This is a genomic window from Bradyrhizobium sp. CCBAU 11357, from assembly GCF_028128865.1.
Taxonomy (GTDB): Bacteria; Pseudomonadota; Alphaproteobacteria; order Rhizobiales; family Xanthobacteraceae; genus Bradyrhizobium.
This window is the reverse complement of record NZ_LBJW01000113.1, coordinates 421,751-444,931: the sequence shown is the minus strand read 5'-3', so window position 1 is coordinate 444,931 and position 23,181 is coordinate 421,751. Positions and strand designations below refer to the sequence as shown.

Below are 23,181 nucleotides of genomic sequence, written 5' to 3'. Positions count from 1 at the left end.
CTACTTCACCGCACCGAAGGTGAGCCCGCGCACGAGTTGCTTCTGGCTGAACCAACCGAGGACGAGAATGGGCGCGATCGCCAGCGTGGACGCCGCCGACAGCTTTGCCCAGAACAGCCCTTCAGGGCTCGAATAGGAGGCGATGAAGGTGGTCAGCGGCGCAGCGCTCGAAGTGGACAGGTTCAGCGTCCAGAACGCCTCGTTCCAGGCCAGGATCAGGTTGAGCAGCAGCGTGGACGCCAGCCCCGGGATCGCCATCGGCGTCAGCACATAGACGAGCTCGCGGCCGATCGTGGCGCCGTCCATGCGCGCGGCTTCGAGAATGTCGCGCGGGATCTCCTTGAAATAGGTGAAGAGCATCCAGATGACGATCGGCAAGTTGCCGAGACACAGGATGAAGACGAGGCCGATGCGGGAATCGAGCAGGCCGAAGCTCTTGTAAATCAGGTAGATCGGCACCAGCACGCCGACCGGCGGCATCATCTTGGTCGAGAGCATCCAGAGCAGGACGTCCTTGGTGCGCTTGGTCGGCGAAAACGCCATCGACCAGGCCGCGGGAATGGCGATCAACAGCGCAATGAGCGTCGAGCCGCCGGCGATGATGATCGAGTTCATCGCGTGGTGCAGATAATCGCTGCGCTCCTGCACGGTCGCGTAGTTTTCCGTGGTCCAGTGGAAAAACAGGAAAGATGGCGGGATCGCGAAGGCCTCGAGCTCGGTCTTGAAGCTCGCCAGCCCCATCCACAGGATCGGAAAGAAGATCAGGAAGCCGAACAGCCAGGCTCCGATCGTCGAGATGACCACCCGCTGTCTCGTCGCCATCCGCGCCATGTTCAAGCCTCCAGATTGCGGCCGACGATGCGGACGAGAAAGAAGGCGACGATATTGGCGATCACCACCGCGACGAGACCGCCCGCGGAGGCGCTGCCGACGTCGAACTGGATCAGCGCCTGCGAATAGATCAGGAAGGCGATGTTGGTGGTCTGCAGGCCGGGCCCGCCGCCCGTGGTGACGAAGATCTCGGCGAACACCGTGAGCAGGAAGATGGTCTCGATCAGGATCACCACGGTGATGGGACGCGCCAGATGCGGCAGCGTGATGTAGATGAAGGTCGAGATGGCGCTCGCGCCGTCCATCTCGGCGGCCTCCTTTTGCTCCTCGTCGAGCGATTGCAGCGCGGTCAGCAGGATCAGCGTCGCGAACGGCAGCCATTGCCAGGTCACGATCAGGATCACCGCAAACAGCGGCACGTCGTTGAACCAATCGATCGGCGTCAGGCCGAACAGCGAGGCGAGCCAGGCGAACAGCCCGGACACCGGATGCATCAACAGGTTCTTCCAGACCAGCGCGCTCACGGTCGGCATCACGAAGAACGGGGCGATCACCATCAGCCGGACGAAATTGCGGCCGATCACGGGTTGGTCCATCAGCAGCGCCAGGGGAATGCCGAGCAGGATGGTCAGCGCCAGCACCGAGCCGACCAGCACCAGCGTGTTTTGGAGCGAGGCCAGAAAAGCGGGATCGGTGAGGAAGTAGCGGAAATTTTCGAGGCCGACGAACGATTCCGAACCGGGATCGAGCAGGCTGTAGTGCAGCGTCGAGAAATAGATCGTCAGCGCCAGCGGGACGATCATCCAGATGAACAGCAGCCCGACGGCGGGGGTCAGGAGCGACCGCGCAAGAAACTGCGTCTGCCGGGTTGCCATTCTTGGCGCTCCGCTCGGAGGAAGAAGACGGCCATCCAGCAAGGATGGATGGCCGCAAGTTTGAGCTCAGGGAGAGCTCGGGTTCACTTGATGTAGCCGGCGCGCTTCATCTCGCGCTCGGTAGCAGACTGCGCAGCCGTGAGCGCTGCATCGACGGTCATCGATCCCGCAAGCGCCGCCGAGAACTGCTGGCCCACTTGCGTGCCGATGCCCTGGAATTCAGGGATCGCGGCGTATTGCACGCCGACGTAAGGAACGGGCTTCACCGTCGGCTTGTTGGGATCGGCGGCGTCGATCGAGGCCAGCGTCAGTTTCGCGAACGGCGCGACCTTCAGGTACTCATCGTTCTGGTAGAGCGAGGTGCGCGTGCCCGGCGGCACGTTGGCCCAGCCCTCCTTCGATGCGACCAGCTTGGTGTAGTCCTTGCTGGTCGCCCAGGCGATGAACTTCTCGGCAGCTTCCGTCTTCTTGGAGCCGGCCGGGATTGCGAGATTCCAGGCCCACAGCCAGTTGGCGTTCTTGCCGAGCCCGGTGTTGGGCGCGAGCGCAAAGCCGACCTTGTCGGCAACCTTTGAGTCCTTGGGGTTGGTGACGAAGGACGCCGCGACCGTGGCGTCGATCCACATCGCGCATTTGCCGGCGTTGAACAGCGCCAGATTTTCGTTGAAGCCGTTGGAGCTCGCGCCGGGAGGGCCGGCTTCCTTCATCAGGTTCACATAGGTCGTCAGCGTCGTCTTCCATTCCGGCGTATTGAACTGCGGCTGCCAGTTCTCGTCGAACCAGCGCGCGCCGTAGGAATTGGCCATCGCCGAGAGGAACGCCATGTTCTCACCCCAGCCCGCCTTGCCGCGCAGGCAGATGCCGTAGGTGCCAGCACTCTTGTCCGTCAGCTTCTTGGCGGCATCGATCACGAAGTCCCAGCTCGGCTTTTCCGGCATCTTCAGGCCGGCCTTCTCGAACAGATCGGTGCGGTACATCACCATCGAGCTCTCGCCGTAGAATGGCGCGGCGTAGAGCTTGCCGTCGGCGGAGACCGCGTCCTTGATCTTGGGCAGGAGGTCGGCGACGTCGTAATCGGCGCCGAGATTGGCGAGCGGCACCAGCCAGCCCTTCTTGGCCCAGATCGGCACCTCGTAGGTGCCGATGGTGAGCACGTCGAACTGGCCGCCCTTGGTGGCGATGTCGGTGGTGACGCGCTGGCGCAGCACGTTCTCCTCCAGCGTCACCCATTTCACGGTGATATCGGGGTTCTTCTTGGTGAACTCGCCCGTCAGCCCCTGCATGCGGATCATGTCGCCATTGTTGACGGTGGCGATGGTCAGGGTCGTTTCGGCCATCGCAGGGACGGCCAGCAGGACAGACGCGCCGCAGACGGCGCCCAGGACATGTTTCACGGTGACCTCCCCTCAATTCGCGTTTTGGGCATATGCCCACGCGTTGGGCGTATGTTCAACTGGAGAGCAGGCGTTGTCAAGCACGCGCGCGGGCGTTTGCGCAACTTATGAGTGCTGCGATGCGGGAGAGATGCGCCCATACTTAGTGTCATGCCCCGCGAAGGCGGGGATCCAGTACACCGTATCGTCTATTGGTTTCGCCAAGAGGAGCGCCGCGGCGTACTGGATCGTCCGCCTTCGCGGACGATGACAGTGGAGCAAGTGGAGAGGTAGTGCCTCTACCGCTCCAGAATCGCCCTTGCCGTCGCCTCGTCGGTGATCAGGCCGTTGATCAGGCCGCCGTTCAGCGCCGCCGCGATCGCCGGAACCTTGGCCGCGCCCACCGCCGCGCCGATCGTCGTGGTCTTCGCCGGCACTTCCGGCGGAATGCTGGTGAGGCGCTTGTTGGTGCCGGCCTTGAGCACGCGGCCTTTCGCGTCATAGGCCCAGCCGGTGATCTCGCCGATGGCGCCGAGCCGCATCATCTCGAACAATTCGTCGCGGGTGACGAAGCCGTCGACGTGCACCTGCGCCTTCTGGTCCATCTGGCCGATGCCGACGAGGCGCAAATCCGCTTTGACTGCGACCGCTTTCACCTTCGCGATCGGCTCGATGCGCACCATCTTGTTGCGCTCGTCCTCCGACGACATCAGGAACGGCAGCGGCATCGGATAGTGCCGCGCGCCGGTGCGGTCGGCGAGCCGGCCGACGGTGTCGTAGAAGCTCGCCGAGCCGTCGGCGGAGATGTTGCCGACCAGCGAGACGATCTGGTGATTGGGCCGGTCGATCGGCGTGACGCGCTCGACCGCGGCGCGCACCGCCCGGCCCGTCCCGAGCGCGACGATCACGGGTGTCTCCGAGCGGAGCGTGGAATCGAGCAGATTGGCACAGCGCTCGGCAATGCCCGCGGTGGCCTGCGGCGCGGCCGGATCTGCCGGCACCACCTCGCAATGGACGAGGTCGAACCGTTGCTTCAGACGCGCCGCAAGCTCCATGCAGGCAGCGATCGGGTGCTCGAGCCGGAAGGTGATGAGCCGCTCGGCGAGGCACAGCGAGACCAGCCGCTGCGCCGAGGCGCGCGAGACCTGCAGCATTTTTGCGATCTCGTCCTGGGTGTGGCCGGCAATGAAATAGAGCCAGCCGGCGCGCGCGGCGTCGTCGAGTCTCGACTTGTCGTTCTCGGCGGCCATGCGGGCTCACGCCTCCCAGAAATCGCTCATATGCGCGAAGACCCGATCGGCCCCGGCGGCCGACAATATAGCGCGGCCGTCGCGGCTGCGATAATGGCCGCCGCCGACAAATCCCCAGACGGCCATGCCGGCCGCCTTGCCCGCCTGCACGCCGCTGACGCTGTCCTCGATCACCAGCGTGCGCGCGGGCGAGACGCGCATGCTCTCGGCGGCATGAAGAAAGAGATCGGGCGCCGGCTTGCCGTGCCTGACCATCTGCGCGGTGTAGATCCGATCGTCGAAATATGCCCGAAGACCCGTGACGTCGAGCGAGAGCGCGACACGGTCGATGTCGCTGGACGAGGCCACACAGAACGGCACGGCGAGCCCGGAGATCACTGCCTCCACCGCGGGGATCGGCGCGAGCGAGGCGGCGAACGCCTCCAGCACGCGCGACTTCAAGCGCGGCAGGAAGCCATCCGGCACGACCTCTCCGAGATCGCGGTAGTGCTGCTCGACCGCCTTGGTGCTGCGTCCGAGAAACAGCTCGAGCGCCTGCTCTTCGCTGAGCACGAGACCGAATTCGGCCAAGACCTCGGACAGGCAGCGGCAGCTCAAGAGCTCGCTGTCGACGAGCACGCCGTCGCAGTCGAAAATAATCAGATCGGGATTTGGCCGGCCCTGGTCCATCCGGCCATTCGATCATATACCCAAGCTGTGAGCAATAGTTCAGCCCGTGACCGCCGTGGCGCGGCGGCCTTTAATGCGCCGCCTGCCGGTCGATCGCCGTGAGCCTCTCCGTCGCGACTGCGACGGTGCTGTTCACGACGTAGCAACAAGTGCCGTAGGTGCGCAAAGCGGCCGCCGCAGGCCGGCGCGTGCTCACCACCTGTTGCGCGGTCTTGGAAAGGTGGTGGGCACGGCGCGTTGCGCCTTTGCCCACCCTACGAGACCGCTTATCGCCGCTGATTGTACACGTCGATGCACACGGCACCCAGCAGCACCAGGCCCTTGATGACCTGCTGATAGTCGATGCCGATGCCGAGGATGGACATGCCGTTGTTCATCACGCCCATGATCATGGCGCCGACCACGGCACCGCCGACCCGCCCGACGCCGCCATAGGCCGAGGCGCCGCCGATGAAGCAGGCGGCGATGACGTCGAGCTCGAAGCCGAGGCCGGCCTTCGGGGTCGCCGTGTTGAGCCGCGCGGCGAAGACGAGGCCGGCAAGCGCGGCGAGCACGCCCATGTTGACGAAGGTGAGGAAGGTCAGCCGCTCCGTCTTGATGCCCGACAGGCTCGCCGCCTTGGCGTTGCCGCCGACGGCGTAGATCTGCCGGCCGATCACGGTGCGGCGGGTGACGAAGCCGTACAGCGCGATCAGGATACTCATGATCACCAGCACGTTGGGCAGGCCGCGATAGGTCGCGATCAGATAGGTGAAGTAGAGCACCGCGCAGGCCAGCACAACGCTCTTGCCGAGGAAGAACGCATAGGGCTCGACCTCGATGCCATGCGACTGTTCGCGCGACCTTCCCTTGGCACTGGCATAGACGAGCCCGAGCGCGAGCAAGGCGCCGATCAGCATGGACGTCGGATGCAGCGTGCCGGCCTCAGGCAGCAATTCGGGAATGAAACCGGACGACAGTTTCTGGAAAGTCGCCGGGAACGGGCCGAGCGACTGGCCCTGCAACACCGCGAGCGCCAGGCCCTTGAAGACCAGCATGCCCGCCAACGTCACGATGAAGGAAGGAATCTTGAAATAGGCCACCCAATAGCCCTGCGCCGCACCGATGGCGGCGCCGAGCGCGAGGCAAGCGAGGAAGGCGAGCGTATAATCGACCTTGTAGGTCACCATCAGCAAGGCCGCCACGGCACCGATGAAGCCCGCGACCGAACCGACCGAGAGGTCGATATGGCCGGTGACGATGACCAGCAGCATGCCCAGCGCCATGATGACGATGTAGCTGTTCTGCAGCACCAGGTTGGTGAGGTTGAGCGGCTGCAGCAGCGTGCCGCCGGTCACGACCTGGAAGAACAGCATGATCGCAACCAGCGACATCAACATGCCGTAATTGCGCAAATTGTTCTTGATGAAGCTGCCGTGCCGGCGCTCCTCGGGCAGCGAAACCGTCTTGTCGGTCATGGCTGCGATCCTCCCATCTCCGCGGCCGCGGGCGCGGCGTTCCCAATGCTTCGTTCGTTGCGCATGATGGCGCGCATGATCTTTTCCTGTGTCGCCTCCGAGCCCTTGAACTCGCCGACGAAAGCGCCGTCGTTCATGACGCAGATGCGGTCGCAGATGCCGAGCAGCTCGGGCATCTCCGAGGAGATCACCACGACGCCGCGGCCGGCTTCCGCAAGCTCGTTGATGATACAGTAAATCTCATATTTGGCACCGACGTCGATACCCCTTGTCGGCTCGTCCAGGATCAGGACCTTGGGGTCGGTCATCAGCCATTTCGATAGTACGACCTTCTGCTGGTTGCCGCCGGAGAGCTGGCCGGTCTCCTGGTAGACGTCGGAGCAGCGGATGCGCATCCGGTTGCGGTAGTCGCTGGCGACCTTGAGCTCGGCGATGTCGTCGATCACCCTGCTAGGTGCGACCTGGTCGAGGCTCGCCAGCGTGATGTTCTTGCGGACGTCGTCGGCGAGGATCAGGCCGAGCTGCTTGCGGTCCTCGGTGACGTAGGCAAGGCCGGCGTTGATCGCGGCGGCGACGCTTGGCAGCGCGATCTCACGGCCTTCGAGCCGGATAAAGCCGCTGACATTGGTGCCCCACGAGCGGCCGAACAGGCTCATGGCAAACTCGGTACGCCCTGCCCCCATCAGGCCGGCAATGCCCACGACCTCGCCGCGCCTGACGCCGAAACTGACGTTCTTGATCACCTGCCGCTCGGGATGGATGGGGTGATAGACCGACCAGTTCTCGACATCGAGCACCGGCTCGCCGATCTTCACGTTGCGCTCCGGGAAACGGTGCGCCATATCGCGATTGACCATGCTGCGGATGATGCGGTCTTCCTGGATCGGCTCGGCATGGCAATCGATGCTGTCCACCGTGCGGCCGTCGCGCAGCACGGTGATGTGGTCGGCGACCTTCGCGACCTCGTTCAGCTTGTGCGAGATCAGGATCGAGCCGATGCCCTGCTCGCGGAACGCCATCAGGCGATCGAGCAGCGCGGCGCTGTCGGCCTCGTTGAGGCTCGCGGTCGGCTCGTCCAGGATCAGCATCCGTACCCGCTTGGACAGCGCCTTGGCGATCTCGACCAGCTGCTGCTTGCCGACGCCGAGATCGGTGATCAGCGTATCCGGGGATTCCTTCAGGCCGACCTGCGCCAGCAGCTCGCGCGTGCGCCGGTAGACCTCGTCGCGGTCGATCACTCCTAGCTTCGACGGCGGATGCGACAGGAAGATGTTCTCCGCAATCGACATCAACGGGATCAGCGCCAGCTCTTGATGGATGATGATGATGCCCAGCGCCTCGGAATCGTTGATGTCGCGAAAGCGCCGCTCCTCGCCGTCGAAGACGATGGTACCCTCGTAGCTGCCGTGCGGATAGACCCCGCTCAGCACCTTCATCAGCGTCGACTTGCCGGCGCCATTCTCGCCGACGAGCGCATGGATCTGCCCGGCGCGAACCGAGAAGTTGACGTCGCGCAGCGCCTGCACGCCGGCAAAGCTCTTGCTGACGTTGCGCATCTCCAGCATGGCGGTCATGGCTTTGGTGTCCCTTGCTTTACTTCGCCTCTCTCCGCGTGCGGGGAGAGGTTGAATGATATCGCTGCATCCACATCGTCATTGCGAGCGCAGCGAAGCAATCCAGACTGTTTCCGCGGTGGCAGACTGGATTGCTTCGCTGCGCTCGCAATGACGGAGTGCATAGCAACCACTGCCCGCATGGAAAGAGGCCCCTCATCCTAACCCTCTCCCCGCAAGCGGGGAGAGGGGAAAGAGAGAGTCTTACTGGAACTGCGACTTCTTGTAGTAGCCGCTGTCGACCAGCACCTTCTCCCAATTGTCCTTGTAGACCACCACCGGCTTGAGCAGGTAGGACGGCACGGTCTTGACGCCGTTCTCGTAGGTCTTGGTGTCGTTGACGGTGACCTCCTTGCCGGCGAGCGCGGCGTCGACCATGTCAGCGGTCACCTTGGCGAGGTCGCGGGTGTCCTTGAAGATGGTCGAATATTGATCGCCGCGCAGCATGGCCTTGATCGAAGGCACTTCGGCGTCCTGGCCCGAGATGATGGGCATCGGCTGGCCGGCACTGCCGTATCCGACGCCCTTCAGCGAAGAGATGATGCCGATCGAGAGGCCGTCATAGGGCGACAGCACGGCGTTGACCTTCTTGTTGCCGTAGTAGGCGCTGAGCAGGTTGTCCATGCGGGCCTGCGCAGTGGCGCCGTCCCAGCGCAGGGTCGCGACCTTATCCATGCCCATCTGGCCGGACACGACGACGAGCTTGCCGCTGTCGATATACGGCTTCAGCACGCTCATGGCGCCGTTGTAGAAGAAGTAGGCATTGTTGTCGTCGGGCGAGCCGCCGAACAGCTCGATGTTGAAGGGACCCTTGCCGTCCTTCAGGCCAAGACCTTGCACGATCGACTCTGCCTGGAGCACGCCGACCTGGAAATTGTCGAAGGTCGCGTAATAGTCGACGTTGGGCGTGCCGCGGATCAGGCGGTCATAGGCGATGACGGTGATGCCTTTCGCTTTCGCCTGCTTGAGCACGTCGGACAGAGTGGTGCCGTCGATCGCGGCGATCACCAGCGCCTTGGCGCCCTTGGTCACCATGTTCTCGACCTGGGAGAGCTGGTTCGGGATATCGTCCTCGGCATATTGCAGGTCGGTGTTGTAGCCGCGCTCCTTCAGCACTTTCACCATGTTGTTGCCGTCGTCGATCCAGCGCGCCGAGGATTTCGTCGGCATGGCGATGCCGACCGTCGCCTTCTGGGCGAAGGCAGCGACGCCCGTGGCCATCGTGGCGGCACTGGCCAGCGCCAGCGCGAGAAATGTCGTCTTCAGTTTCAGCATGTTTCACTCCCTTTGGGTGTCAGACTTTCTTCGTAGTGTCGAGAACGACGGTCGTGTACGGCTTGGGCCTCCTATGCGAGCTTGACGTCGGGTTCCGCGCGCCCGCGCGCGTTTGCTTCGAGCAGAAAGGTGCAGCCGGCTTGCGGATCGGCGGCGCGTGTCGCCGCGTCCATGTCCTGCCAGGCCGACGTGACGAGCAGGCGCGACAGGTCGGAGCCGACGAAGGCGGGGCAGCTCGCCTGCTTCGCCGGCACGCTGAGTGACCGCAGGCGCTCGCCCTGCGGTGAATAGACGTCGATCCGGCTCGCGCCCCAGCACGCATTCCAGATCTGCCCGTCGGCGTCGCACACCGAGCCGTCGAGACCGCCGATGCCGCTGTGGCGCAGCAGCACCTCCGGCTCGCCGCGCGGCAGGCCGGTCGCGGGGTTCAGCGGCACGGCATAGAGCACCGCGCGCGGGGTGTCGGTGAAGTAGCCAGTGGCGCCGTCAGGCGAGAAGCAGATCGAATTGGGAATGCTGATGCCGGGAAACAGGGTCGAGATCTTGCCGCGATGAAGCGCGTAGATCGCGCCCGCCTTCGGCTCGGCTTTCTTGCCCATGGTGCCGATCCAGAACGTACCCGATTGATGCACGCGGCAATCGTTCGAGCGCGTCGCCGGATTGTCCGCTTCGAGTGGACAGAACAGCGTCATCGCACCATCAGCGAGCTTGCGGATGTAGAGGCCGTCTTCGGCGACGATCAGCTGCCGCTCGGCGTCGATGCGCCCGAGCGCGCTCGCCATCCGGCCGAGCGCGTGGATGCGGACAGAACCGCTGCCGAGTTGCGCCTCGAACAACCTGCCTTCGCGAATGTCGAACCACCAGGCCGTGTCGGTGGTCACGTCATAGGTCGGACCTTCGCCGAGATGGCAAGGATGGTCCGAGAGGACAGTCGTTGGCACCTGCTCCATCATGGCGACCTCACCGAAAAGCGATAGACCGTGTGATGGCGATAGACCCCGCCGGGATCGAGGCGCGGGCTCGGAAAGTCCGGCCGATTCGGAGCGTCGGGCCAGATATGCGGCTCCAGGCACATGGCGTCCGATTGCCGGATCAGCTTGCCGCCCTTGCCCGCCATCGTCCCGTCGAGATAATTGCCGGAATAGACCTGAAGTCCGGGCTGATCGGTGAGCAGCTCCATGATGCGCCCGGAGAGCGGCGCCTCCAGCCGCGCCGCGAGCGCAAGCTTGCCGTCGCGGCCGAGGCAATAGGTGTGGTCGTAGCCCCTGCCGTTTCGCAATTGCGGGTCGCTCTCGCGGATGCGCTCGCCCACCGGCCGCGGATTGCGGAAATCGAACGGCGTGCCGGCAACGCTGCGCGGCGGCTCCGGCAGCGGAATGGCGGTGGGATCGATGGCGAGGAACTGCTCGGCGGCGACCGTCAGGCTGTGATCGAGAATGGACGTACCTGACGTCGCACCCTCGAGATTGAAGAAGCTGTGGTTGGTTAGATTGACGATGGTCGGCCGATCGGTCCGCGCTTCCATCAGCAACGACAGCTCGGTCGGACCGGTGATGCGATAGGTCACGCGGACGTCGAGCTTGCCCGGATAGTTCTCCTCGCCATGCGGGCTGACATAGGTGAGCGTCACCGCGGGGTCGGCGCCCTCGTCGATGTCCGCGATCTCCCAGAGCTTGCGATCAAAACCCTCGAGCCCGCCGTGCAGCGCATTCGGACCGTTATTGACGGGAAGCTGCACCGTCTCGCCTTGAAACGAAAATTGTCCCTTGGCGATGCGGTTGGCATAGCGGCCGACGGTAGCGCCCAGAAACTTCCGTTCGGCGAGATAGCCCGCGAAGCCATCATGGCCAAGCACGATGTCGTCGTATCCGCCGTTGGCATCCGGCGCGATCAGCGCTTGCAGCACCGCGCCGTGGCCGATGATACGCGCCTCGAAACCGCCCCCCCCACGCAGCGCGACGCGCTCGACCTTGCGGCCGTCGGGCAGCGTCCCGAAGACGTCTCTTGTGATTGTTGATGCGGCCATGCTCAATCCACAAACGGTTCGACGATCGTGCGCTTGCCGAGCAGGAAGGCGTCGGCGACGAGACGGAGCGGCGTCAGATCGACGTCACTTGCGCCGGCCGCTGCAAGCTCGACGAAGCGCCGGTAGAGTCCGCGATATTCCTGATCAGGTCCTTCGGCAAGCACCTTGCCGTCGACAGCCATGCGCGCGCCACCGCTTGATAGCGTCAGCCGGCCCTGATCGGTGTCGACGAGGATATCCCAGCTCTGCGGCCCGGTCTGGCGGAAGTCGAGCTCGGCAGTCACGGGCAGGCCGCTGATATCCGTCAGGTTCAGGTTCGCCGCGATCGGCGCCTGGCAGTTGGCGGGAAAGGCCAGCTCGGCCGCGGTGACGAACACGGGCTTCGGCAGAATCCTGGTCAGGATCGACAGCGCATTGATGCCGGGATCGAACACGCCGAGGCCGCCCGGCTCCCAGATCCAGCCCTGCCCGGGATGCCAGACGCGCACATCCTCCTTCCAGCTGATGTGAACCGATTTGATGCGCCGCTCGGCGAGCCATTGCCGGGCCGGCTCGACCGCCGGCGCATAGCGCGAATGCCAGGTCGCAAACAATGTCCGCTTCGCACCCGCCGCCATCGCAATCAACGGATCAAGCTCGGCAACCCCGGTGCCCGGCGGCTTCTCCAGCATGACATGCTTGCCGGCGGCGAGCGCCGCCGCGGCCTGGACCCGTCGCACCTGCGGCGGCGTGCAGAGCGAGACCGCGTCGATCGGCGGCCCCTTCTGAAGCAATTCCTCGATGGTTGCAAAATGCGGCACCCCCGGTAGCGAGGCATTGCGGCTCGCCACGGCGGCGAGCATTGCACCCGGTGTGGCGGCGATCGCCGCCACATGCTGGTCCCGCGCGATCTTGCCGAAGCCGACGATGGCGATGCGAAGCTCTGTCACGCTTGTTCTCCGGTATCGGTCGATGGCAGCGGATCGGCCGGGGCGGTCTCGATCACCGTACTATCGTGGCGGCGCATGCCGTTGTGAATGACATAGACCATGGCCTCGGATGCGGCGTCGGCATCGCCCGCGACGATGGCATCGACGATCCTCTGATGCCACAGCAGCACCGTCTCGCGGTCCTCGGTTTCGACCGGGGCGCTGAGCAGGAACGATGCACGCAGCGCTGCTTCGATGACATGCCCGACCGAGCGCATGAACAGATTGCCGGAGGCGCGCGCCACACCAACGTGAAGCGCGAGATCGGCATCGGCAAAGCCGACCGAGTCGGAGGCTTCACGCCGCATGCGATCCATGCAGCGGCGAAGCTCGCTGATGTCCTCCGCGGACCGCTGCGTGGCCGCCAGCATCGCCGCGCGCGGTTCGACCGCCAGACGGATCTCGGCGAGGTCGTTGAGGAAGCGCTTGTCGATGCCGGCGTCGAGGTGCCAGGCCAGCACGTCCGCGTCGAACATGTTCCAGGCGCCGCGCTCGCGCACGACCGTGCCGACCCGCGCCTTGGTGGTGAGCAGGCCCTTGGCGACCAGCGTCTTCACGCTCTCGCGCAGCACCGGCCGCGACACGCCGAACATCGCGATCATCTCGGCATCACCAGGCAGGCGCGTGCCTTCCGCATAGCGGCCGGCGATGATGTCGACGCCGATCGAACGCGCCACCTCCGCATGGTTGGAGTGGGCCCGCCGCGTCGGGATAACGACGATCCGCGAGGTCATGACGCCGCTCCCATATGTTTCACCGCCGGCCGGCGCGCAAGCGTGACCAACCCCTGCTGCAGGGCGATGAAGGCGAACAGAAGCACGCCGGTCGCGATCTTGGTCCACCAGCTCGACAGCGTGCCATCGAAATTGATGTAGGTCTGGATCAGGCCCTGGATCAGCACGCCGAGGAATGTTCCGACCACCGAGCCCTGGCCGCCGGTGAGCAGCGTGCCGCCGATCACAACGGCGGCGATGCTGTCGAGCTCGACGCCGACGGCGGAGAGCGAATAGCCGGCGCTGGTGTAGAAAGAGAAGACGATCCCGGCGAGCCCCGCGAGCAGGCTCGACAGCATGTAGATCTTGATCGTCATCTTGCCGACGGCAACGCCCATCAGGCTCGAGGTGGCCCGGCTGCCGCCGAGCGCATAGACGTTGGCGCCGAACCGGGTGAGATGCAGCAGCAGGGCGCCGCCGATCACGATCAGGAGCATGATGATCGCGATGGCCGTCAGCCGGCCGCCGCCGGGCATCCGCAGTGCAAAATCTGACACCGTCGAATAGATCGGCGCGTTGATCGGCACCGATTCGGTCGACAGCAGGAAGCTCGCGCCGCGCGCCAGGAACATGCCGGCCAGCGTCACGATGAAAGGTGGCAGATCGAAGACGTGGATGACGGCGCCCATCGCCGCGCCAAACGCCGCCGAGAGCGCGAGGATTGCGACGAAAGCGACCAGCGGCGGGACGCCCCAGCGCTCGATAGCCAGCGCGACGAATACGGTGGTGAAGCCGATCACCGAGCCGACCGAGAGGTCGATGCCGCCGGAGATGATCACGAACGTCATGCCGGTCGCGACGATCCCCAGAAAGGCATTGTCGGTGAGCAGATTGCCGACCACGCGGGTGGAGGCGATGTTGGGGAATTGCATGGCGCAGAGCGCAAAGGCCGCAACGAGCACGATCGCCGTGATCAGGACGGGCGGCAGGCCTTTCATGCTTTGGCCCTCCGCAGCCACGTGGCAATTCCGGCGAGACCGGAGAATTTCGGCGATTGCAGCAGCAGCACCGCGAGCACCACCACCGCCTTGACCAGCAGATTGAACTCCGGCGGGTAGCCCGACAGCAGGATGCCGGTGTTCATGGTCTGGATGATCAGCGCACCCAGCACGGCCAGCACGAGACTGAATCGGCCGCCGAACAGCGAGGTGCCGCCGATCACCACGGCGAGGATCGCATCGAGCTCGAGCCAGAGGCCGGCATTGTTGGCGTCTGCACCCATGATGTCGGCCGCCGCGATCACGCCGGCGAGCGCGGCGCAGACGCCGCACCAGACGTAGACGGCCAAAATCATTGCGCGTGTGCCGACGCCGGCGAGCTCGCTCGCCCGCGCGTTGCCGCCGGTTGCCTCGATCAGGAGACCTAGCGCGGAGCCACGCACGACCGCGCCGGTGAGGATGAGCATGCCCAACGCAATCACGACCGGCACCGGCAGGCCGAGCACCGAGCCATTGCCGAGCCACACCAGATCCGGCGAGGAGAACGTCACGATGCGTCCTTCGGTGATGAGCTGGGCGATGCCGCGCCCCGCGACCATCAGGATCAAGGTCGCCACGATCGGCTGCATGCCGAGCACGGCGACGAGAAAGCCGTTCCAGAGGCCGCAGACGAGGCCCGCCCCAAGTGTAGCCGCCAGCACGATCGGGAGACTATGACTGTCGGCTAGGCTCGCGGCGATCGCACCGCAGATCGCCATCACGGCACCGACCGACAGATCGATGCCGCGCGTCGCGATCACCAACACCATGCCGAGGGAGAGCAGCGCCACCGGCGTGCCGCGGTTGAGCACGTCGATAAGGCTGCCGAACAGACGGCCATCCTGCAGGCGCAGATCGAAGAATTGCGGCGAGACCACGCGATCGACCGCGAGGATGACGATCAGCGCCAGGATCTGGGCAAGGCCGCGGCGCGGCAACAGCGCTGTCATGTGTGGGCCTCAAGCGCAACAGCGACGCTATCGGCGGCAATGGCGGCGAGAATGTTGCCGACGTCGATCGCCTCGCCCGTGAGCTCCTCGACATGGGCGCGGTCGCGCAGCACGACCACGCGATCGGAATACGTAACGATCTCATCCAGTTCGGAGGAGATGACGAGCAGCGAAAGCCCGTCGTCGCAGAGCTCGCGGATCAGGCGGATGATCTCGGCATGCGCGCCGACATCGATGCCGCGGGTCGGCTCGTCCAGCACGAGCAGCCGCGGCGAAGTCGCGAGCCAGCGCGCCAGCAACACCTTTTGCTGGTTGCCGCCGGAGAGCAGGCCGACCGGGCGCCCCGGATCGGGCGGGCGGATGTCGAGCATTTTGACGTAACGGCGCGCGATCTCGTCCTGCTCGCGGCGCGACAGCGGCCGATGCAGTCCGCGCTTGGCCTGGAGCGCGAGCACGATGTTCTCGCGCACGCTGAGCTCGGCGACGATGCCGTCGGTCTTGCGCTCCTCCGGGCAATAGCCAAAGCCGTGACGAACGCCGTCGCGCGGCGACTGCAGCCGAACGGCTGCGCCCGCCACCCTCGCCTGCCCACGATCCGCGCGCTCGGCGCCGAACACCAGCCGCGCCGTCTCGGTGCGGCCTGAGCCGAGCAGCCCGGCCAGACCGACCACCTCGCCGTGACGCAGCTCGAGATCGAACGGCGCGACATAGCCGGCCTTTCCGTAACTCTCGAAGCTCGCACACACCTCGCCGGCCTGGCGCTCACGCGTTGCCGCCCGCGCGGTGGTTTCCGCCAGCTCGCGGCCGAGCATCATCCGGATCAATTCCAGCCGCGGCAGCGAGGCGGTCTCGCGCTCGCCGACGAGGCGGCCGTTACGCAGCACGGTGATGCGGTCGGAGATCTCGTAGACCTGGTCGAGGAAGTGGCTGACGAAGACGATGCCGATGCCGCGCCCCGCGAGCTGGCGCATGATACGGAAGAGAATCTCGACCTCGTGCCGGTCGAGGCTCGCGGTCGGCTCGTCCAGGATCAGCACCCGGGCGGAGAGATCCACCGCGCGCGCGATCGCGGTGACGTGCTGAATCGCCACCGAATAATTGCCGAGCGGTGCGGCGACGTCGATGTCGAGGCCGAAATCCGCGAGCAGAGCCTTGGCGCGGCGCCGCATCTCGCCTTCGCGCACGATGCCGAAACGCATCGGCTGGCGGTCGAGGAACAGGTTCTGCGCCACCGAAAGGTTCGGCAGCAAGTTGACCTCCTGGTAGACGGTCGCGATGCCCGCTGCCAGTGCTGCCTTGGCCGAGCGCGGGGCGATCTCCTCACCGCCGAGCCTGACGATGCCGACATCGCGCGGAAACACGCCGGTGACGACCTTGATCAGCGTGGACTTGCCGGCGCCGTTCTCGCCGAGCAGCGCATGGATCTCACCGGCGCGCAGCGTGAAGTCGACCTCCTGCAACGCGCGCACCGCACCAAAGCTCTTGCTGATCCCGCGCACCTCCAGCAGCGGCAGAGCAGGATCAAGGCTGTTTTCCATCGCGACGTCACTCCCACCGGCGCCCGCGGACAGCGCGGACGCCAAGCCTACTCGTTCGCGCAGCGGTTTTGAAAGGGGGTGCCGGACCGCAAGACGCGGTCCGGCGGCGCCCACCTCAGTAACCGAGGCCCTTCTTGCTGTCGTAGATCTTCTGCGGATCATCGGCGGCGGTATAGAGCTTCGACTCGGTCTGGATCCATTTCGGTGGCACCGTACCCTTGTCCTTGAACGCCGCGATGGCATCGAGCGCGGGGCCGGCCATGTTCGGCGTCAATTCGACGGTGGCGTTGGCTTCGCCCGCGGCCATCGCCTTGAAGATGTCGGGCACCGCGTCGATCGAGACGGTGAGGATCTCCTTGCCGGGCTTGAGGCCGGCTTCCTTCATCGCCTGGATCGCGCCCACCATCATGTCGTCGTTGTGGGCATAGACCGCGCAGATCGACTTGCCGCCGCTTTCGGCCTTGATGAAGCTCTCCATCACCTCCTTGCCCTTGGCGCGGGTGAAGTCGCCGGTCTGGCTGCGCACAACCTTCAGGTTCGCGTGCTTGGCAATCGCAGTGTCGAAGCCCTTCTTGCGGTTGGCCGCGACGCTGGCGCCGACCGTGCCCTGCAATTCGACGATGTTGCAGGCCTTGTTGCCGACCGTCTTCGCCAGCCAGTCGCCGGCGACCTCTCCTTCATGCACGCTGTCGGAGGTGACGGCGGTGAGATAGAGCTCCTTGCCGGAGGGATCGATGTCGCGGTCGAGCAGCACGACCGGGATCTTGGCCTCCTTGGCTTCCTTCAGCACCGAATCCCATCCCGTCGAGACGACAGGCGCGAGGAAGATCGCATCGACATTCTGCGCGATGAAGGAGCGGATCGCCTTGATCTGGTTCTCCTGCTTCTGCTGGGCGTCGGCGATCTTGAGGTTGACCTTCCGCTTGGCAGCTTCCTGCTTGGACACGGACGTCTCGGCCGCGCGCCAGCCGGATTCCGATCCGATCTGCGAGAAGCCGATGGTGAGCTCGCCGGCGCTGGCCGGGGTCGCGAGCAACAAGGCGGCCATGGCGCTGGCCGCAAAAAGGGCTTTAGGGGTCATCAGGCGTGTCTCCCAAGATGTTATCCGGGGCGCCCATTGGTATCATGGCACCCACAGGCCGGCCCTTCGGGCCAGCGGTGGGCACTATTTCACGGAAGCAGAGTTCCGACTAGTCATATTATTTGACTATTTGGAGGAAAACGCACGTAGGGGGCTGCGAGCTGATTATGACACGCTCAGCGCGATTTTGTTCCCCTGATGCAACGAGGAGATGAAAAAAATAAGGCGGGCTCGTTTGAGCTTCAGCTGTCAGCGCGGCGAAGATGCGACCTTCGCCCCGCTTGCGGGAGGCGAAGGGCAGCAGCGCTAAATCAGCTTCCGTTGCGCCAGGTTCTTCATCAGCGCGCCGATGCCGAACGTCCAGGGTTCGCACTCGTCGCTGGTGCGCATGCGGTTGACGAGCTTGCCGAGCTGAGGCGCCGCGATCGTGACGATGTCATCGCGCTTGTGGGTGAATCCCTGCCCCGGCGCATCGCGATCTTTCACGGGCGCGAACATGGTGCCGAGGAACAACACGAAGCCATCGGGATATTGATGAACCTTGCCGATGGTCTGCGCGACGAGATCGGTCGGATCGCGGCTGATCTTGCTGATCGAGGAATGGCCGTCGAGAACGAAACCGTCCGTGCCCGTGACGTTCAGGCTGATGTCCAGCCTGCGCGCGTCGTCGAGCGTGAAGGTGTCGTCGAACAGACGCAGCAGCGGGCCGATCGAACAGGACGCGTTGTTGTCCTTGGCCTTCGACAACAGCAGCGCCGAGCGGCCTTCGAAGTCGCGCAGGTTCACGTCGTTGCCGAGCGCGCCACCGACGATCTTGCCGCGGCCCGAGACGAACAGCACCAGCTCGGGCTCGGGATTGTTCCAGGTCGATTTCGGATGCAGGCCGGCGTCCATGCCGGTGCCGACCGACGACAAGGTGGGCGCCTTGGTGAAGACCTCGGCATCCGGACCAATGCCGACCTCGAGATATTGGCTCCAGGCGTTCTGATCGATCAGCACCTGCTTCAGGTGCATCGCCTGGTCCGATCCCGGCTCGAGCTTCGACAGATCGTCACCGATCAGGCGCGTCACTTCTTTCCGGATCGCTTCAGCCGAGGCCGGATTGCCCTTGGCGCGCTCTTCTATGACACGTTCCAGCATCGAGATCGCGAAGGTGACGCCGGCGGCCTTCAACGTCTGGAGATCGACGGGCGCGAGCAGCCAGGGTTTTTGGGGATCGCGCCGGTCCGGCGGGGTGTTGGCCACGATCGCCTCGAGATCACCGATGCGCTCGCCCTTGGTGGCGGCAAGCGCCTTGGCGGGATCGTCCGTCTCGCACAGCGCGCTGATGGTCGGAAACTTCGCAGTGACGTCGAAAACGCCGTCGTCGCGCACGGCGACCACGGCCGGCCCATTCACCTGCGGCAGCCAGACGCGGCCAGCCAATGTTCCCCGCGTGCCGTCCTCGGGGAGAAGGTCTTTTACCGTCAATGTCGTCATGGCCGCGTCCTCGCTGTTTCTAAGGACCGGCCACGTTGGCAGCGGCCGCTCCCGTTGGCGAAGACCAATAAACGTCTGGCGGGGGAAGTCCAGAGCGGCCCCGCGCCGTCCAACTATGCCCCTGCCCGCGCCTTTCGTGCCGCAATCTGGTGCAGCGCCCAGCGCGCATTCTTACGGACATCGGGATCAGGATCGTCGGCGATCACGGCGAGGAATGCCTCACCGTCGGGATGGGCGATCTCGCCTAGCGCCGCGGCGGCCTCTTTGCGCAGGTTCGCCTGGTCGTGACTGACGCAGCCACCAATCGGCCGCACCGCGCGCTCGATCTTCATCTTCCCAAGGCTACGGATCGCCTTGAGCCGCACCTGCCAGAACTCGTCCGCGAGGCAAGCGACGAGCTGATCAGCCGCGATTGCACCATTCACGTTCAGACCCAGCGTCTCCGCGGCCATCTCACGGACCATCCAGTCCGCATCCTTCAGCGCGCGGGTGATGGTCTCCGCCGCCGGCTTCATCTGCGAAAAGGCTAGCGCACTCACGGCGGCGCGGCGCACATGGGCATCGGGATCGTTGATCAGCGCCGTCAGCGCCGGAATCGATTCCTCCAGCTTGAGGAAGCCGATCACGCCGATCGCCTGCACACGCACGGCGGCGTCGGTGTCCTGGAGCGCTTCCAGAGCGGGCTTGAGTGTATCCCTGCGGCGCAGTTCCTTTAGTGCGCGCAGAGCGCCCATGCGGACGAAGGCGTGGGTATGCTTGATCAGCGGCAGGATCGCGTCGGCGCAGGCGGGATCCTTGAATTCAGCCATGCTGTCGGCCGCAGCCGCCGCGACGATCCTCTCGGGATCGACCAGCAGCTTGACCAGCGCGCTTGCCGCCTCCGGCCCGTCGAACTCCCCGAGCGCCATCGCGACCTGCTGGCGCACGCCGGCATCGGGATCGGCGACCATGTCGGCGAGATGAGCGACCGCGGCCGGGTCTCCGGAATGGCCGAGCGCAATGATGGCAACGCGTCGCTCGGCGGGATCGGCGGCCTGCAGCCGCACGTCGGCATCTTCAAGGTCGTCATAGGATTCGAACGGGCTCGACATGCTCACCTCAACAGATAGGGAATGTTGACGGTGACGGCGCCGGTCGGACAATCCGCTTCGCAGGGCATGCAGTACCAGCACTCATCATAGGCCATGTAGGCTTTTTTGGTCATTTCGCTGATGCGCAGCACGTCGAGGGGGCAGACGTCGACGCACACCGTGCAGCCCTTGTCCGCGATGCATTTGGCATCGTCGACGACCACCGGAACCGATGTCTGATAGGACGCGAGAGGCATTTGATGTCTCCTATTGCTTGTTCTGGTGGTCAGGCGGAGGCGCGAATGCGCTGCTTGTCGTAGAGGTCCTTCTCGTCGTCCGCGATCGGCACGACGTAGGGCTCGACCGCCCGCTTCTCACTGGTCATCTTGCCGTCCCGCTTGGAGAGCAGCGTGTGACAGAACCAGTTCTCGTTGTCCTTTTCCGGGAAATCCGTGCGCCAGTGATAGAGGCCCCAGCGGCTCTCCTCGCGGTAGAGCGAAGCGTGCGCGGCCATATCGGCGCAGTCCATGATCGATTGCACCTCAAGCGCGCGGAGCAATTCGTGCGCATTGCGCGCGATCATGCGCTCTTGCATGTCGTCCCTCGCCTCAGCGAGCCGGCGCATGCCGAGCTCGTACTTGCGCGTGACTTTCGGCGGCTGGAGATAGTCGTTGACCAAGCGGCGGGTCTTGTACTCGATTTGGTTCGGCGGAATGCCGTCCTCACGCTTGGTCGGCGCCATCACGCGGTCGCGCTCCATCGCGACGTCGGCCGCGTCAAACTCCGCGAAGTCTTGGCTGTCGGCGTATTCCATCGCGTCGATGCCGGCGACCGAGCCGTTGGTGAAGGCGCCGAGCATATAATTGTGCGGGACGCTCGCCATGTCGCCGGCGGCATAGAGGCCGGGCACTGTGGTACGGGCATTGTCGTCAACGAACACGCCTGAGGCGCTATGCCCGGAGCAGAAGCCGATCTCGGAGATGTGCATCTCGATGGACTCGCTGCGGTAGTCGACCCCGCGCCCCTGCTGGAACAGGCCGCGCGTCGGACGCTCGACCTTGTGCAGCGTGGACTCGATCTCGGAAATGGTGTCGGGGTGGAGATGCTTGAGCTGGAGGAACACCGGGCCCTTGCCTGACAGCAGCTCGTTGTAGAACTCCAGCATCATCTGGCCGGACCAGTAGTCGCATTCGATGAAGCGCGAGCCTTCGTTGTTCGCCGTGTAGGCGCCGAAGGGACCAGCGACATAGGCGCAGGCGGGGCCATTATAGTCCTTGATCAGCGGGTTGATCTGGAAGCATTCGAGGTTCGCGAGCGCGGCACCGGCGTGATAGGCCATGGCGTAGCCGTCGCCGGAATTGGCGGCGTTCTCGTAGGTGCCGAACATGTAACCGGAGGTCGGCAGGCCGAGCCGGCCGGCGGCGCCCATGCAGAGGATCACGGCCTTGGCCTTGATCACCAGCATCTCGGCGGTGCGGGTGTTGACGCTGATGGCACCGGCAATCCGGCCGTCAGTCGACTTGAGCAGCCGCGTCGCCATGTAGCGGTTGGAAATGAGGATGCGCGCGCGGCGGAGCTGGCGATACAGCGCCTTCTTCACGGTTTCGCCGTTCGGCATCGGCAGCACATAGGTGCCGATGTGGTGCACCTTCTTGACGGCGTAGTCGCCGTTCTCGTTCTTCAGAAAGCGGATGCCGAAGCTGTCCAGCTCCTCGATAATCTTGTAGCAATTCTGGGCGTATTTATAGACGGCCTTCTGGTCGACGATGCCGTCATTGGCGATGGTGATTTCCTTGGTGTACTGCTCCGGCGTGGCGTAACCGGGAATGACGGCATTGTTCAGTCCGTCCATGCCCATCGAGATCGCGCCGGAGCGCTTGACGTTGGCCTTTTCGAGCAGAACGACGTTGGCCTTCGGGTTCTTCAGCTTCGCCTTCAGCGCCGCCATCGGGCCGGCCGTGCCGCCGCCGATCACGAGCACATCGCAGGAAACCTCCGAAAGTCCGTCGACGATCTGATCTAGTGACATCACTTGCTCCTGGTTCGCCGACCCGCGGCGCCTGTGCATCAGATTTGTTCAGGTGGATGTCCGGCGATAGCAATTAGTTGTCGCCGGACAGCGATTTGGCCTCAGCGCTCGACAAAAGCCTTTTCAATCACGAAATGGCCGGGCTGGCTGTGATTGCCCTCGACGAAGCCGCGTGCGGAGAACATCGCGTGGAGTTCCTCGAGCATCGCCGGGCTGCCGCAGAGCATGATGCGGTCGGTTCCGATATCGAGGCCGGACTGACCGATATCGTCGAACAGTTGGCTCGAGGCGATCAGGTCGGTGATGCGGCCGCGGTTGCGGAACGGCTCGCGGGTGACGGTCGGATAGTAGACGAGCTTGTCGCGGATCAGTGGGCCGAAGAACTCGTGACCGCGCAGATCTTCGACGAGATGCTCGCCGTAAGCGAGTTCCGAGACCTGCCGGCAGCCATGAGCGAGCACGATGGTCTCGTAGTTCTCGTAGACATTCGGGTCCTTGATCAGGCTGGCGAAGGGGGCAAGGCCGGTTCCGGTCGAGAGCAGCAGCAGGCGCTTTCCCGGAATGAGATTGCCGGTGATCAGCGTGCCTGTCGCTTTGCGGCCGACCAGGATGATGTCGCCCTCCCTGATCTTCTGCAGGCGCGAAGTCAACGGGCCATCCTGCACCTTGATCGAGAAAAACTCGAGCGCCTCCTCGTGATTGGCGCTGGCCATGCTGTACGCCCGCATCAAGGGCTTGCCCTCGACCTCCAGTCCGATCATCGCGAACTGGCCGTTCTGGAAGCGAAAGCCGGGATCGCGCGTCGCGGTGAAGCTGAACAGGGAGTCGGTCCAATGCCTGACAGACAAAACCGTTTCCTTCTGAAATGCACTCATGGTCTCTCCTTGTCGATGACAACAAGGTCATGGAGAGAGGGAGGCCCGGCAATTCAGAAGTGAAATTCCCGG

Annotated in this window: 21 protein-coding genes; all 21 read right to left on the bottom strand. The window is 64.5% G+C overall.

Features of this window, described 5'->3' with window-relative positions; translation table 11 throughout:
- The 21 genes from XI05_RS37900 to XI05_RS37800 all read right to left on the bottom strand — a co-directional run bounded on the left by XI05_RS37900 (position 1) and on the right by XI05_RS37800 (position 23,109).
- Positions 1-831 (bottom strand): carbohydrate ABC transporter permease, encoded by an 831-nt coding sequence (locus tag XI05_RS37900; RefSeq protein WP_172784332.1) that lies wholly within the window; start codon positions 829-831, stop codon positions 1-3.
- Positions 832-833: 2 nt separating this feature from the next.
- The gene (locus XI05_RS37895; protein ID WP_271511295.1) at positions 834-1,706 is read right to left on the bottom strand and encodes a carbohydrate ABC transporter permease; all 873 of its coding nucleotides are present in this window, start codon (positions 1,704-1,706) and stop codon (positions 834-836) included.
- Between the two features lie 83 nt (positions 1,707-1,789).
- The gene (locus tag XI05_RS37890; RefSeq protein ID WP_172784330.1) at positions 1,790-3,100 is read right to left on the bottom strand and encodes an ABC transporter substrate-binding protein; all 1,311 of its coding nucleotides are present in this window, start codon (positions 3,098-3,100) and stop codon (positions 1,790-1,792) included.
- 278 nt (positions 3,101-3,378) lie between these two features.
- Positions 3,379-4,329, bottom strand: a complete 951-nt coding sequence (locus tag XI05_RS37885) for a sugar-binding transcriptional regulator (protein WP_271511292.1) — start codon at positions 4,327-4,329, stop codon at positions 3,379-3,381.
- A gap of 6 nt (positions 4,330-4,335) precedes the next feature.
- Entirely contained in the window at positions 4,336-4,998 is a 663-nt protein-coding gene (locus XI05_RS37880) for an HAD family hydrolase (RefSeq protein ID WP_271511289.1), read from the bottom strand.
- A 266-nt stretch (positions 4,999-5,264) separates the two neighbouring features.
- Positions 5,265-6,455, bottom strand: coding sequence for a multiple monosaccharide ABC transporter permease (gene mmsB / locus XI05_RS37875; RefSeq protein WP_172784320.1), 1,191 nt, complete (start codon positions 6,453-6,455; stop codon positions 5,265-5,267).
- Positions 6,452-8,029 (bottom strand): multiple monosaccharide ABC transporter ATP-binding protein, encoded by a 1,578-nt coding sequence (gene mmsA, locus XI05_RS37870; protein ID WP_271511286.1) that lies wholly within the window; start codon positions 8,027-8,029, stop codon positions 6,452-6,454. The genes mmsB and mmsA overlap by 4 nt, the downstream gene beginning before the upstream one ends.
- Positions 8,030-8,272: 243 nt before the next feature.
- A complete protein-coding gene (gene chvE, locus XI05_RS37865; protein ID WP_172784318.1) occupies positions 8,273-9,343 on the bottom strand; it encodes a multiple monosaccharide ABC transporter substrate-binding protein in 1,071 nt (356 codons plus the stop codon).
- Positions 9,344-9,414: 71 nt separating this feature from the next.
- Complete coding sequence (locus XI05_RS37860; RefSeq protein ID WP_271511950.1) at positions 9,415-10,293, bottom strand: SMP-30/gluconolactonase/LRE family protein; 879 nt, start codon at positions 10,291-10,293, stop codon at positions 9,415-9,417.
- Positions 10,293-11,369, bottom strand: coding sequence for an aldose epimerase family protein (locus XI05_RS37855; RefSeq protein WP_271511283.1), 1,077 nt, complete (start codon positions 11,367-11,369; stop codon positions 10,293-10,295). Before XI05_RS37855 ends, XI05_RS37860 begins: the two co-directional genes overlap by 1 nt.
- 2 nt (positions 11,370-11,371) lie before the next feature.
- Positions 11,372-12,298 (bottom strand): Gfo/Idh/MocA family protein, encoded by a 927-nt coding sequence (locus tag XI05_RS37850; protein WP_271511281.1) that lies wholly within the window; start codon positions 12,296-12,298, stop codon positions 11,372-11,374.
- The gene (locus XI05_RS37845; protein ID WP_260382991.1) at positions 12,295-13,071 is read right to left on the bottom strand and encodes a FadR/GntR family transcriptional regulator; all 777 of its coding nucleotides are present in this window, start codon (positions 13,069-13,071) and stop codon (positions 12,295-12,297) included. Before XI05_RS37845 ends, XI05_RS37850 begins: the two co-directional genes overlap by 4 nt.
- Positions 13,068-14,048, bottom strand: a complete 981-nt coding sequence (gene yjfF, locus XI05_RS37840; protein WP_271511276.1) for a galactofuranose ABC transporter, permease protein YjfF — start codon at positions 14,046-14,048, stop codon at positions 13,068-13,070. The genes XI05_RS37845 and yjfF overlap by 4 nt, the downstream gene beginning before the upstream one ends.
- Positions 14,045-15,037 (bottom strand): ABC transporter permease, encoded by a 993-nt coding sequence (locus XI05_RS37835; protein ID WP_271511273.1) that lies wholly within the window; start codon positions 15,035-15,037, stop codon positions 14,045-14,047. The genes yjfF and XI05_RS37835 overlap by 4 nt, the downstream gene beginning before the upstream one ends.
- On the bottom strand, positions 15,034-16,575 hold the full coding sequence (locus XI05_RS37830) for a sugar ABC transporter ATP-binding protein (protein ID WP_271511271.1): 1,542 nt from the start codon (positions 16,573-16,575) through the stop codon (positions 15,034-15,036). The genes XI05_RS37835 and XI05_RS37830 overlap by 4 nt, the downstream gene beginning before the upstream one ends.
- Before the next feature lie 115 nt (positions 16,576-16,690).
- Entirely contained in the window at positions 16,691-17,656 is a 966-nt protein-coding gene (ytfQ, locus tag XI05_RS37825; RefSeq protein ID WP_271511268.1) for a galactofuranose ABC transporter, galactofuranose-binding protein YtfQ, read from the bottom strand.
- 306 nt (positions 17,657-17,962) lie between these two features.
- The gene (locus tag XI05_RS37820) at positions 17,963-19,135 is read right to left on the bottom strand and encodes a fumarylacetoacetate hydrolase family protein (RefSeq protein WP_271511265.1); all 1,173 of its coding nucleotides are present in this window, start codon (positions 19,133-19,135) and stop codon (positions 17,963-17,965) included.
- A gap of 113 nt (positions 19,136-19,248) precedes the next feature.
- Positions 19,249-20,226: a HEAT repeat domain-containing protein gene (locus XI05_RS37815; RefSeq protein ID WP_271511260.1), complete on the bottom strand. Its 978-nt coding sequence runs from the start codon at positions 20,224-20,226 to the stop codon at positions 19,249-19,251.
- 2 nt (positions 20,227-20,228) lie between these two features.
- Complete coding sequence (locus tag XI05_RS37810) at positions 20,229-20,462, bottom strand: 4Fe-4S dicluster domain-containing protein (protein ID WP_271511257.1); 234 nt, start codon at positions 20,460-20,462, stop codon at positions 20,229-20,231.
- A gap of 29 nt (positions 20,463-20,491) precedes the next feature.
- Entirely contained in the window at positions 20,492-22,234 is a 1,743-nt protein-coding gene (locus XI05_RS37805; RefSeq protein WP_271511255.1) for a fumarate reductase/succinate dehydrogenase flavoprotein subunit, read from the bottom strand.
- A gap of 101 nt (positions 22,235-22,335) precedes the next feature.
- Entirely contained in the window at positions 22,336-23,109 is a 774-nt protein-coding gene (locus XI05_RS37800) for a ferredoxin--NADP reductase (protein ID WP_271511252.1), read from the bottom strand.
- Positions 23,110-23,181: the final 72 nt, after the last annotated feature.